We start from the raw sequence: 12,656 nt of genomic DNA, 5'->3' as shown, positions 1-12,656 counted from the left end.
GGCCTATAGCGCTTATGGGTATTGCGCAAGCAGCTATCAAAATAAGAACAATTTCGGGTGGCAGGCCTAGGCGTCCGCCCACATGCGCAGCAGGTTGTGGTAGGTGCCCGTGAGGCCCACCACAGCGCTGTCGCTCTCACCCACACGCTGGCGCAGGCGCAGCAAATCCATGTCCATGGCGAACAGCAACTCGCGCTGCTCGGTGCTGCGCACCATGCTCTGCACCCAGAAAAAGCTGGCGATGCGGGCGCCGCGCGTCACCGGCGTCACCTGATGCACCGTGGAGCCAGGGTAGAGGATGGCGTCGCCGGCCGGCAGCTTGATGCGCTGGTCGCCCCCCGGCTGCGCGATCAGCAGTTCGCCGCCGTCGTATTCCTGCGGATCGCTCAGAAAAACGGTGCACGAGAGGTCGCTGCGCACCCATTCGCCCGTGGCCTGGGAGCGCAGCACGGCGCCGTCAACGTGGGCGCCGTAGAAGTTGGTGTCGCCGCTGTAGCGGTTGAACAGCGGGTTGAAAATTTTGCGCGGCAGCGCAGCGGAGAAGAACAGGGGGTCTCGCTGCAAGGCGGCCAGCACGAGGGGGCGCAGGGTGCTGGCCGCCTCGCTGGTTTGCGCCAACTGCTGGTTGCGCTTGTGCGCCAGCGCCTGGGTGCCGGCGCTGGTGCGCCCGTCCACCCAGGGCGCGTCGTCCCCCAGCAGGCCACGCATTTGCGCGACTTCTTCTGCCATGAGCAGGTTCTTGAGGTGCAAAAACATGGCCTGCAGGCTTCCTTAGAAGCGCGTCTTGACCGTCAGCTGTGCGCTGCGGGCGGCGCCTGGGGCGTAGAAGCCGCGGTACAGCGTGTCGGCATAGAGCTTGTTGGTGAGATTGGTGACGTTGAGCTTGAGGCTGGTCTTGTCGTTCACGGTGTATTCCACCATGGCGTCCACCACGGCAAAACTGCCGGCCGTGACCGAGCGCTGGCCGTCCGGGTTCTGCTCGCCACGGTAGTTCACGCCCGCGCCGAGGCGCCACTGCGGCGCCACGGCATAGGTGGTCCAGAGGCTGCCGCTGTGGCGTGGTGTCAGGCCCGGCCGGTCGCCCTTCACTTGGGCGCCACCGCCGCCGGCTGCAAGCGCTACGTTGCTCTCGTCAATCCTGGCGCTGGGAATCCAGGTGTGGTTGAAGAACACTTCCCATTTGGGCGTGATGCGGCCGGCCAGGTTGAATTCCATGCCTGCGGCGTGGCGCTTGCCTGAGAGAAGTTCCTGGGTAGCGGCCGAATCCGGATCGGTGTTGCGCTCGTTGTATTTCTCGCTGTAGAAGGCCGCGACGCCGAGCAGTGCCCGCTTGCCCCACAGGTCGAACTTGCCGCCGATCTCGAAATTGCGGCTCTTCTCGGGTGGCGTGTTGGAGGCGCGTGCCGTACTGTTATTGACACTCAGACCAAACTGGTAGGTGTCGCCCGAGGTGTTGTAGGAGGTGCCGTAGGAAGCGTAGTACGAGCTGCTGTCGTTCGGCTGGTAGATGATGCCGACGCGCGGACTCCAGAGGCCGTCCGAGCGCTGATTCGACAGCGCCGTAGGCGTGTGGTACGAAGCCTTGAAGTCGTCGTAGCGCAGGCCGCCGAGGAGCTTGACGGTGTCGGTCACTGACACGGTGTCCTGCGCATACAAGCCGACGTTGCTCGCGTCGAAGGTGTTGAACGTCGGCTCGCCGCGCGGCGTCGGGCGTACGGCGCCGTCGTCGGGCGTGCCCACGGTGGTGTCGGGCATGCTGCCCGTGCCGGTGTAGCGCTGGTCGCGCTTGGCATCGTCGTGGTAAAGGTCCACGCCAGCGATCAGCGCGTGCTTGCGGCCGCCCCAGTTGAAGGTGTTGGTGTAGTCGCTTTGCAGTTGCGTCAGCTCGCTGATGCCCAGGCGCCCTTTGGGCGAGCGGGTGATCACGGTGCTGTCGCTCAGGTTGTCCTGCGTGGTGCCGGCGGCGAAGCGCACGGCGCTGGCCAGCAAGTCGCGCTCGTAGCGGCCGTGGCGCAGGCGCGTCTTGAGTTCGCCGTTGTCGTCAAACCGGTGCGTGTGCGCCAGCGTGACGTACTGCGCCGAGGTGTCGAGCTTGTCGCTGGCCAGTCCGTAGTAGTTGCGCGCCGGCAGTGAAGGCACCAGCTTGCCGTCGTTGAGGAACCACGGGTGGTTGTAAAGTGGCCGCCCCTTGATGCCGAGCGAATAAAGGCCCACCGAGAACTCATCGCGCGTGCCAATGCCCCAGCTGTAGGTGGGGGCGATGCCGAGCTTGCGCTGTTTGGCGCCGTAGTTCTTTTCGTCGTGCACCAGTGCGTTGAGGCGAAAGGCGGCGTTCTCGCCCGTGAGAAAGTTGAAGTCCCCCGTCAGCCGGTTTTCCTGGCCGGTGCCCAGCGTGTAGCTGATTTCGTGCTGGTCCATCAGCAGCGGCATCTTATTGACCTGGTTGACCACGCCGCCGGTCGAGCCTTTGCCAAACAGCATGGAGGCCGAGCCCTTGAGCACCTCGACGCTGTCGTTGTTGAAGGTGTCGCGCTCGTAGAGCGGGGCGTCCTTCATGCCATCCACATAAATGTCGCCGGCCTGACCAAGCGAGAACCCGCGCAGGCGGATGTCTTCCTCGCCGGTCTCGCCCGCCTGGAAGGTGACGCCTGCCGTGCTGCGCAGCACGTCGCGAAAGTCGTCCTGGTTGCGGTCGGTCATGAGCCGCTCGGTGAATACGGTCACGCTCTGCGGAATGTCGCGCAGGGCCTGTTTGCCTTTGCCGATGGTGGTGGTGGCGGGCTTGAGCGTGTCTTTGTTCTGGATGTCTGCGCTGCCCTTGACGGTGACGGTGGGGAGCTGCGCGCCGGTCGTGGGCGCGGTTTGCGCCCAGCCGCTGCAGGTTGCCAGCAGCATCAAGGCCCCCAGCGGAATCAAGGCCTTGTCGGCGCCTGCCGTTGAAGGTGCCGTCGAGGCGGGTTGGGAAGGGGGGCGCGGTGTGCGAGCGTGGGCCAAAAGGGTTCTCCGGTTGCTGTGGACTTGGGTCTTGGGTCTTGGTGGGCGTGGGCCCATCAGGCGCAAGAAGCAGTGGCTGGGAAAACCGTGGCTGTGCCTCGTGACAGAGTATTATTCTAAATCAAATGAGATTTATTCGCGTTAACAATGATGCTGATTTCCAACAGCATTGGTGCGCATGGCGTGAAAAAGCCGGCAAAAGCCGGCCTGAGTGTGAACGCAAAGCGCCTTATTTCACGTGCTTGCCGATGAGGCCCGCCATTTCGAACATCGAGACTTGCGGTTTGCCGAACACTTCCTTGAGCTTGGCGTCGGCATTGATCATGCGCTTGTTGGCGGCGTCCTGCAGGTTGTGCGCCTTGATGTAGACCCACAGCTTGCTGATGATTTCGGTGCGGGGCAGCGGTGCAGCGCCTACGACGGCAGCCAAGGCCGGGCTGGGCGTGAGGGCCTTCATGAAGGCGGCGTTGGGGGTGCGCTTCTTTGCGGGAGCGGCCGTCTTGGCGCCGGCAGCGGCCGGGGCTTTTTTTGCAGTTGCCATGTTGGTTTTTTCCTGGTTGGGTGTTCGATGGACCAGCGAAAACCTGTTTCTCCACTGGCAGAGGGATGCTAATGGCAAAAAAACGGGTTTCCAAGCGCAGACAGGGTTTTTTTGCGTCTGTGTGTAGCGCCGGGGACGGTTATCGGAATTCCTGCTGGCTGTTGACGATGCGCTTGAGCGCCTCGGGGTCCTGTATGCGCACATGGCGCTGCTTGACTTCGACAATGCCTTCTTCGACAAACTTCGAGAAGGTGCGGCTCACGGTTTCCAGCTTCAGGCCGAGGTAGCTGCCGATCTCCTCCCGCGTCATGCGCAGCACCAGCTCGCTTTGTGAAAAACCGCGCGCATGCAGGCGCTGCACCAGGTTCAGCAGGAAGGCGGCGAGACGCTCTTCCGCGCGCATGCTGCCCAAAAGCAGCATGACGCCATGCTCGCGTACGATTTCGCGGCTCATGATCTTGTGCACATGGTGCTGCAAGGCGGTGACTTCACGCGAAATCTCTTCGATACGGTCAAACGGCATGACGCACACTTCGGCGTCCTCCAAGGCCACGGCATCGCAGCTGTGGTGGTCGTTGACGATGCCATCGAGCCCGATGATCTCGCCCGCCATCTGAAAACCCGTCACCTGATCGCGCCCATCTTCGGTGGCCACGCAGGTCTTGAAAAAACCCGTGCGAATCGCGTAGAGCGATGTGAATGCCTCGCCGTTGCGAAACAGCATGCCGCCGCGCTTGATTTTGCGCCGCACCGCCACCACATCATCCACGCGCTCCATTTGCTCGCTCGACAGTCCCACGGGCAGACAGAGCTCACGCAGATTGCAGTTGGAACAGGCAACGCGGAAGGTTGACGATGCGTCCTGGATGGGAATGTGCGCAATATCGCTTGTCGGCAAGGCTTTTGCCGCAGCGGGTTGCCGAGCCGTGGGTGTGCTGGATGCTGACATACATCAAATTATGAACTATTGCAGTCTGTACCTTCAAACCCCAAGGGGCGCCGTCCATTCTTGATTATGGTCAAGAAGCTGCGTTCTACTGTGGGGCACAGTAGCGCCTCTCCAGGAGAATCCATGACCGTTGCCACGCCAGAATTGCTGACCCGTTTCGATGTTTCCGGACCGCGCTACACCTCGTACCCGACGGCCGACCGGTTTGTCGAGGCATTTGGCGAGGACGACTATGTGCTGGCCTTGAAGCAGCGCCATCTGGGCAGCGCAGCAAAGGCCATGCCTTTGTCCATCTACGTGCACATCCCGTTTTGCGAGTCGCTGTGCTACTACTGCGCCTGCAACAAGATCATCACCAAGCACCACGACCGTGCCGACGTCTACCTGCGCTACCTGAGCCGAGAGATCGACCTGCATACCCAGCATTGCGGCACCGGCGCGATCGTGAGCCAGTTGCATCTGGGTGGCGGCACACCCACGTTTTTGTCCGATGACGGATTGCGCGAGCTGATGGACATGCTGCGGCGCAGCTTCACGCTGGTGTCGGGGGGCGAATATTCCATTGAAGTGGATCCGCGCACCGTAGACGCCGGGCGGCTCAAGGTGCTGGCGGAACTGGGCTTCAATCGCCTGAGCTTTGGCGTGCAGGACTTCGATCCAGACGTGCAAAAGGCGGTGCACCGCATCCAGCCGGCCGAGCAGGTGTTCGCCCTGGTGGAGGCTGCGCGCACCATTGGTTTTGATTCCGTCAACGTCGATCTGATCTATGGCCTGCCCAAGCAGACTCCTGAGTCCTTCGACCGTACGCTGGAGCAGATCAAGGAATTGCGCCCGGACCGCATTGCCTTGTATGCCTATGCGCACCTGCCTGAGCGGTTCAAGCCACAGCGACGCATTGTTTGGGCCGATCTTCCCATGGGGTCGGCCAAGGTTTCCATGCTCTCGCGCTCGCTCGATGCCCTGACGGACGCTGGCTATGTGTACGTGGGAATGGACCATTTCGCCCTTCCCGAAGATGCGCTGGCCGTTGCCAAGCGGCAAGGGCGCCTGCACCGCAACTTCCAGGGCTACAGCACACAGCCCGATTGCGACCTTATCGGGCTCGGGGTGTCGGCCATTGGACGGGTGGGGGCGACCTACAGCCAGAATGCCAAGACGCTTGAGGATTACTACGACCGGCTTAACCAGGGGCATTTGCCCATCGTGCGCGGCTTGGCGCTTTCGCGGGACGACCTGGTGCGCCGCGCGGTGATCATGGCCATCATGTGCCAAGGCGCCTTGAACATCGAATCGGTTGAGCAGTCCTGGCTGATCGACTTTCGCCAATATTTCGCACGCGAGCTGGAGCAGCTTGTCGAAATGGAGCAGCAGGGCTTGGTCGCCTTGAAGCCCGACGGCGTTGAAGTCACGTCGATGGGCTGGTATTTCGTGCGCGGCATTGCCATGGTGTTCGACCGTTACCTGCAGTCCGATCGCAACCGCGCGCGCTTCTCGCGCATCATCTGACGTGCTCGGCTCGCTGGCCTGGACAGCGTTGGCGATGGGCCTCGTCGGAGGCTCCCACTGCCTGGTCATGTGCGCAGCGCCATGCAGTGCCGTGACGCGCCCGACCTTACCGGCCGGCACCGCCTCAATGGCAAGCGCCGACGTTCAGCCGTTGCATTGGCAAAGCCCGCGCGGCGCCCGCAGGCGCCTGATGGCCTACCACCTGGGGCGGCTGTGTGGCTATGCCAGCGCGGGCGCGCTGATTGCATTTGCGATGCAGAGTTTTGCCTGGGTGACGCAGCAGGCGTCTGCCTTTCGTCAGGTCTGGACTCTCATGCACGTCGCGGTGCTGGCCTGGGGGCTGATGATGCTTCTGCTGGCGCGCCAGCCCGCCTGGGTCGAGGCGGCAGGGCGATCCGTGTGGGGACGCGTGCGGCCTCTGGTGGACGCCCCTGGTGGGGTATTCGCCACAGGTTTCCTCTGGGCGCTGATGCCCTGTGGTCTGCTGTATTCGGCGTTGCTTGTGGCGGCGCTTAGCGGCGGCGCCCTGCAAGGGGCGGTCACTATGGCCATGTTTGCCGTGGGTAGCGGCCTGTGGCTGCTGGCTGGGCCTTGGGCTTGGCTGGCACTGCGCCAGCGTGCCAACCGGTTGCGTGCCGACTGGGGTACCCGACTGGGCGGGCTGCTGCTGTGCGGCATCGCAGCCTGGGCGCTGTGGCACGACCTGATAATCCGCCCCTCGCTCATTTGTCAATAGCAAACATACTGCATCAGTGTTGCGTTGAAGCTGCATTTGCAAGTAAATGCGCGAATCGTTTGCGTTTTGTCACCCGATAATAGTTTCCACTTTGCACGTGGATGTGCGAAGGCACTATGTGAACGCCTCCATTGAAATTCCCATTGACCAACTCCGCGTTGGCATGTTCATCCAGTTGGATCTCAACTGGATGCAGCACCCATTTCCGCTGGGTAGTTTTCGCATTGCCTCGCAGGAACAAATAGACACTGTCCGGAGCCTGGGGCTGCCCACCGTGCGTTACCTGCCCGCCCGCAGCGACCCAGAATTTCACCGCTCTTCCACTGAGCCAGTGCGCAGCGATGACCGGACACAGGCAGGGACCGAGGAAGCGCAACACAACGTGCGCGATGAAGCGGCTGAGCAGTTGAAGCTGCAATTGCTGGCGCAGCACGCGGCGCTTTCAGCCTGTGACCAACAGTTTCTGGCCGCTACCCGAACTTGTCTTCGCGTGGGTTCTGTGGCGGACAAGCAGCCTTTGGACGCACGTGCCCAAAGCGAAGCCCTGGTGGGCCGTTGCGTGGATGGGCTTTTGGTCAACGGTGACTCGGTGATTCGGTTGTTGTCTGAGGGGGTAGGCGAACGCAATGCGCTGCATCCTGTGAATGTCATGGTGCTCAGCTTGCTGCTGGGCAAGGCGCAAGGGGCTGGCCCTGGGGATCTGCGCGCCATTGGCTTGGTCGCTTTGCTGCACGACATCGGGAAGTCGCGCATGCCCCCGCACCAATGGGTGCGCACCAAGGACATGGCGTTGGGCGATCTGCTGGGCTATCAGAAGCACGTGGGCTATTCGATCGACATAGGCCGGCGAATGGAGTTGCCTGCAGCCGTGCTGGACGGCATTGCACAGCACCACGAGATGGTCGATGGCAGCGGTTTCCCCATGGGGCTGCGCGGCGAGGCGATTGGAAATGCCGGGCGCATCGTGGGTCTGGTCAACTACTACGACCGCTTGTGCAACCCGGTGCATGGAGTAGAGGCGCTTACGCCCCATGAGGCGCTGTCTGTCATTTTTGCCAAATGCAAGACGCAATTTGATTCTCAGGTGTTGGGCGTCTTTATCCGCATGATGGGCGTGTACCCGCCGGGCTCTGTGGTGCAACTCGTCAACGACCGCTATGCCATTGTGGTGTCGGTCAATTCTTCGCGTCCGCTGCGACCGCGCGTGATCGTGCACGATCCGGCGATTCCCAAGGAGCAGGCACTCATCCTGGATCTTGAAACAGTGCCTGAACTGGGCATTCGCCGCAGCCTCAAACCTACCCAACTGCCGCGCGAGGCCTTGGACTATCTCTCGCCACGCAAGCGCATCTGCTACTTTTTCGAGCGTGCGGTCGATGCACAAGGCATGAAAGCGACGCCGTGAGCCGAACCGCCATCGATCCGTCATGGCACAACGCATTTGACGACCTGCAAGAGGCCGTCTGGGTGGTGGACGCAAGCGCACGCAACATCGTGTTTGCCAATCCCAGTGCCGCGAGCTTGCTGGGGCTGCCTCGTGAGGAATTGCAAGGCGCCTCAGTCGAGCGCTTTGCTGCAACGCCGCAGGATCATCTGTTCTGGACCGATACCAGGCAGGTGGTGGCCGACGGCATTGAATCGATGACCGTGGTGTTGCGCGCCGATGGCGAACTGGTGCCCGTCATGCGCCGTGTCACGCCGCTGACCATGGCTCCCGGCCTTGGTTCGATGTTGGTGACCATGCTTGATTTGAGCGAGCGCCAGCGCGCTGAGCGAGAGCTCGAACGCCTCTTGGCAGAGCTGCGCGCCACATTGGATTCCGTCGCCGATGGCATTCTGGTCTGCGGCCTCGACGGACACATTCGTGCATTCAACCACCGTCTGGTCAGCATTTGGCACCTTCCGCAGGCGCTGTTATTGCGCCGCGACGATGCAGCACTGCATGCCTATCTCGCGAGTCGGGTCATGGCGCCCGGACCGTACCAGGACCGACTCAATGAGATAGCGCGCGACCCGGCAACGCCCTCGCGTGACGTTTTGGAACTGCACGGCGGCCAGATCGTGGAGCGGCGCTGCGTTCCGCAACTCAGCCATGGCAGTGTGACGGGGCGGGTGTACTCGTTTCGGGATATCACCGAACAAACGCAGTCGGAGGCCGCACTGCGCATCGCGTCGCTGACCTTTGAGGCAAGCCCGTATGCCATTTTTGTTGCTGATGCAAGGCAGGTAGTCACCCAGGTCAACCCTCAGTTCGAGCGGCTCATGGGCATTCCCATCGCCGGCATCCTGGGCCGCCTGGCAGCGGGCCTGTTTGGCACATCGGGCGGGCCGGCTTTCATGGAGCAAGTGCAGCTCGCCTGGCAGAACAACTTGGTGTGGGAGGGTGAACTGACCTTGCCACGCGCCTCGCATGACGACTGCGCTGTGCAATTGGCCTGGGTGGCGCTGCGCGATGCGGCTGGCAACATCGGGCAAAGTATCGGTTTTGTGCGTGACCTCACGCAGCACCATGCGGCACGCAAGCGCATTGACGAACTGGCCTACAGCGATGTGCTCACCGGCCTGCCCAATCGCCTGCAGCTGTCGCAGCGCGTCGAGTCGGCATTGCGCGGCGCACGGCCAGGGCAGGCCGGATTTGCCATCCTCGTGCTGGATCTGGACCGCTTCAAGATCATCAACGATTCGCTGGGGCATGCGTTTGGGGACCGGGTGCTGCGCCTCGTTGCCGCGCGGCTGCAGATTTGCCTGCGCCAGACCGACATGTTGTGCCGTCTGGGCGGGGACGAATTTGTCGCCTATATCCACGCCAGCGACAGCGCTGCCGCGGAAAACGTGGCGCGGCGCATGTTGCAGGAGATGTTGCTGCCCTATTCGCTCGATGGCATGAGCTTTTCCATCCAGTGCAGTATCGGTGTTGCGCTGTATCCGCAGGATGGTATGTCGCTGGACGAACTGATCAAACAGGCGGACTCGGCGATGTACCGCGTCAAGGAGCGCGGGCGAGGCAATTTCGGCTTCTATCAGCCGCAGATGAATGCCAACCTGTTGGCTCGCATGAAGCTCGAACACGCGATGCGCCAAGCCCTTGGCCGCCACGCCATGCAGGTGCACTACCAGCCCCAGGTGGAGATGGGCTCGGGCCGCATCGTCGGTGTGGAGGCGCTGCTGCGCTGGACGGATGAAGAAATGGGCGTGGTGTCCCCCGCCACCTTTATTCCCCTGGCCGAAGATACGGGCTACATCGTCACACTCGGCGCCTGGGTCCTGGAGCAGTCCGTGATGCAGGCGGCCCACTGGGCACGCGCCGGCTTGTCGCTTGTGGTGTCGGTCAATGTGTCGGCGCTCGAGCTCAGGCAGGCGGATTTTGTCGAACGTATCGCCAAGTTGTTGCAGGAGCATCGCTTGCCCGCTCACTGTCTCGAACTGGAGCTCACCGAATCGATGCTGCTTCAAGATGCCCAGGAAGCAGCACAGCGCCTGCATGCACTTGCAGACCTTGGCATTGCACTGGCGATTGATGATTTTGGTACTGGGTATTCAAGCTTGGCGTATCTTAAAAACCTGCCCATCGATAAGCTCAAGATCGACCAATCTTTTGTACGCGGCCTGCCGGACGACGAGGGCGACTGCGCCATTGTCAGTGCCATCGTGCACTTGGGCCAGGCGCTCAAATTCACGGTGGTGGCCGAGGGTGTGGAAACCCAGGCGCAGCGCAGTAGCCTGCAATCCATGCATTGCAGCCACTACCAGGGATACCTGTGTGCTGCGGCCATGACCGCCCCCGATTTCGAGCAGTGGCTGGCTTCGGCTCAGCCCGCCCTGAGTCCCTTCCAGAGCATGTAGGCTGCCAGGCCGAACAGCAGGCTGGCAAACACGCGCTTGAGCTGCGCCACGGGCAACTGGTGTGCCACCCGGGCGCCTAGCGGTGCGGTGAGCACGCTGCACAGGGCCACCGCCGCCAGTGCGGGTAGCCAGACGTAACCCAATGCAGCAGGTGGAAGCCCTGCCTCCGAGCGGCCGGCCAGCACGTATCCGAGCACGTTGACCGCCGCAATCGGAAAACCGAGCGCCGCGCTGGTAGCCACAGCGCTGTGGATGGGCACGTTGCACCAGGTCATGAAAGGAACGCTGACAAAGCCGCCCCCGGCGCCCACCAGACCCGAGAGAAAGCCGATGCTGCCGCCAGCGGCGAGCTGTCCAGCGGTTCCGGGGAGCTGCCTGCTGGCTGCAGGCTTGGTTCCGCGCAGCATCTGCAGCGCGGAGAAACTCACAAAAATGGCGAAGACGATGGCCAGGACTGAACCACGCAACAGCGAAAACATGCCCAGACTGGCGGCCAGACCGCCCATCACAATGCCTGGCGCCAGGCGCTGTGCAATGTCCCAGCGCACCGCGCCGCGCCTGTGGTGGGCACGCATGCTGGAGAGTGAGGTGAACATGATGGTGGCCATGGACGTTGCAATCGCCATCTTCACGGCAAGACCGGGGGCAACGCCTTGCAGGCCAATGATGTAGGTAAGAAAAGGCACCAGCAGCATGCCGCCGCCAATGCCCAACAGGCCTGCGAGAAACCCTGTGAACAGGCCGAGCACGGCCAAACCAGCCAAAAGGGTGAGCGAAATGGACATCATCACAGGAGGAAATGAAGCGAGGAGGGCGCCAGACTTGCGCTGCCTGGGGCGGGTCGCAACGCTTGGTGGCTCAAGGCATAGGTGTCTGCGGATGCCGCCGAGCCGGCATCCTGAACCGGGGGTTCAGGTGGGCGAGGGCAGCCTGACGTTGGGTTCATCTGACGCGAGATGATCACGCTCACCAAGCAATGTACCAAGCCCGGGCTCTATGAGCATTGGTTCAAGGAATTACAACCCGACAGCACCGCAGACCGCTTGATTGTAGGCTTGGCACGGCACCGGCGTCGCACGGATGCACAAGGTTTCAGAAAAGCCGTCCGTCTGCGCCGAGCGCGTCGTCCAGGCGCTTGACCAGGGCTTCAAGGCGTTCGCTGTCGCTGGGGGGGGGTGCACTTTCGGACGAATCGGCTTGCTGCGACGGCGCAGCAGATGCCGAGGAATGAGCCAATTCAGCGGCCTCGCGGTCGGCAAGATCAAACGCCAGATTGAGCGCGGCCAATACCGCAATACGCTCGCGGGCGCGCACCTTGCCGGCGTCGCGGATGGCGGTCATGGCGGTGTCCACGCGCTCCACGGCGTCGAGCAGGCGCGCTTCGCGTCCCTCGGGGCAACCGAGCAGGTAGCTCTGCTGCATGATTTGCACTTCCAGCTGTTTCATGGCGCGTCCTATTCTTCTGCAGGCGGCGGGGGCAGGCGTTCAATCAGGGCATCCACACGGGCGCGCGCGGCCTGCAAACGTGAGCGCAGCGAATCGCGCTCCTGCGTCAGCGTGGCAACCTGGTCCGTCAGAAGGGCGATGGTGCGTTCAGACTGCTCGTGGCGCACGAGCAGTTGCTCTACGCGTTTGGCAATCCGATCGAAGGGTGACGAAGAGTCCATGGACATAGCCGAACAATTGTAGGCGGTGCGCTCCGAAATACGCTTTGTCGGCGTCTAGAAATCTGTGCCCGAGGAGTTCTGCAGATGGGATGGGCGTCCCAAGGCCTTCGGCCGTGTTCGAGGCAAGCAACAGAGGGGGCACCATGTCGTAAACTCTACCCGTTGGTGCTCGCGCCGTGGTTCGCACGTCGCAGTTCAACGGGAAGCAGGGAGGAGGGTGCCGTCCACGGTGCCGCCGAGCCTGCGCTGCCCCCGCAACGGTCAGCGGCCGAATCTTTCGATTCACCTTTCACACCCAGTGCCACTGGGCGCCTTGAACAAGCGCCTGGGAAGGCCGTGAAAGGCGCGCCGCCAGCCCGGATACCGGCCAACACGGTGGTTGCGCACGCCTTGCGGTGGGTGCGGCCGTTTCACCCATAC

11 protein-coding genes and 1 riboswitch are annotated in these 12,656 nt (G+C 62.4%); of the genes, 4 read left to right on the top strand and 7 right to left on the bottom strand.

Going from position 1 to position 12,656, the window contains the following annotated elements:
* Positions 1 to 66: 66 nt before the first annotated feature.
* The 4 genes from AC07ZH_RS07215 to fnr form a co-directional block, all read right to left on the bottom strand.
* Positions 67 to 756, bottom strand: a complete 690-nt coding sequence (locus AC07ZH_RS07215) for a Fe2+-dependent dioxygenase (protein ID WP_495199149.1) — start codon at positions 754 to 756, stop codon at positions 67 to 69.
* A 15-nt stretch (positions 757 to 771) separates the two neighbouring features.
* On the bottom strand, positions 772 to 2,895 hold the full coding sequence (locus tag AC07ZH_RS07210) for a TonB-dependent receptor (protein ID WP_495199168.1): 2,124 nt from the start codon (positions 2,893 to 2,895) through the stop codon (positions 772 to 774).
* A 328-nt stretch (positions 2,896 to 3,223) separates the two neighbouring features.
* Positions 3,224 to 3,535 (bottom strand): SWIB/MDM2 domain-containing protein, encoded by a 312-nt coding sequence (locus AC07ZH_RS07205; protein WP_119107853.1) that lies wholly within the window; start codon positions 3,533 to 3,535, stop codon positions 3,224 to 3,226.
* A gap of 139 nt (positions 3,536 to 3,674) precedes the next feature.
* A complete protein-coding gene (gene fnr / locus AC07ZH_RS07200) occupies positions 3,675 to 4,484 on the bottom strand; it encodes a fumarate/nitrate reduction transcriptional regulator Fnr (protein WP_245960481.1) in 810 nt (269 codons plus the stop codon).
* Positions 4,485 to 4,607: 123 nt separating this feature from the next.
* Between fnr and hemN the strand changes: the two genes are divergently transcribed.
* The 4 genes from hemN (at position 4,608) to AC07ZH_RS07180 (ending at position 10,569) form a co-directional block, all read left to right on the top strand.
* On the top strand, positions 4,608 to 5,990 hold the full coding sequence (hemN, locus tag AC07ZH_RS07195) for an oxygen-independent coproporphyrinogen III oxidase (RefSeq protein ID WP_495199148.1): 1,383 nt from the start codon (positions 4,608 to 4,610) through the stop codon (positions 5,988 to 5,990).
* Between the two features lies 1 nt (position 5,991).
* Complete coding sequence (locus tag AC07ZH_RS07190) at positions 5,992 to 6,726, top strand: sulfite exporter TauE/SafE family protein (protein ID WP_495199147.1); 735 nt, start codon at positions 5,992 to 5,994, stop codon at positions 6,724 to 6,726.
* A 118-nt stretch (positions 6,727 to 6,844) separates the two neighbouring features.
* Entirely contained in the window at positions 6,845 to 8,131 is a 1,287-nt protein-coding gene (locus AC07ZH_RS07185; protein WP_495199146.1) for an HD-GYP domain-containing protein, read from the top strand.
* Entirely contained in the window at positions 8,128 to 10,569 is a 2,442-nt protein-coding gene (locus tag AC07ZH_RS07180; RefSeq protein WP_495199145.1) for a putative bifunctional diguanylate cyclase/phosphodiesterase, read from the top strand. The genes AC07ZH_RS07185 and AC07ZH_RS07180 overlap by 4 nt, the downstream gene beginning before the upstream one ends.
* Here the strand turns inward: AC07ZH_RS07180 and AC07ZH_RS07175 are convergent.
* The 3 genes from AC07ZH_RS07175 to AC07ZH_RS07165 form a co-directional block, all read right to left on the bottom strand.
* Complete coding sequence (locus tag AC07ZH_RS07175; protein ID WP_495199144.1) at positions 10,536 to 11,357, bottom strand: sulfite exporter TauE/SafE family protein; 822 nt, start codon at positions 11,355 to 11,357, stop codon at positions 10,536 to 10,538. The genes AC07ZH_RS07180 and AC07ZH_RS07175 overlap by 34 nt on opposite strands.
* A 304-nt stretch (positions 11,358 to 11,661) precedes the next feature.
* On the bottom strand, positions 11,662 to 12,015 hold the full coding sequence (locus AC07ZH_RS07170; protein WP_495199143.1) for a cell division protein ZapA: 354 nt from the start codon (positions 12,013 to 12,015) through the stop codon (positions 11,662 to 11,664).
* An 8-nt stretch (positions 12,016 to 12,023) separates the two neighbouring features.
* Positions 12,024 to 12,236 carry a DUF904 domain-containing protein gene (locus AC07ZH_RS07165; protein ID WP_119108539.1) on the bottom strand — a complete coding sequence of 71 codons (213 nt, stop codon included), beginning with the start codon at positions 12,234 to 12,236 and terminating at the stop codon, positions 12,024 to 12,026.
* 146 nt (positions 12,237 to 12,382) lie between these two features.
* Positions 12,383 to 12,622: riboswitch (cobalamin riboswitch) on the top strand.
* Positions 12,623 to 12,656 lie beyond the last annotated feature (34 nt).

It is taken from the genome of Simplicispira sp. GW247-4R2A, from assembly GCF_059424465.1.
The sequence above is the reverse complement of the archived record's forward strand: the minus strand, read 5'-3'. Positions and strand labels throughout refer to the sequence as shown.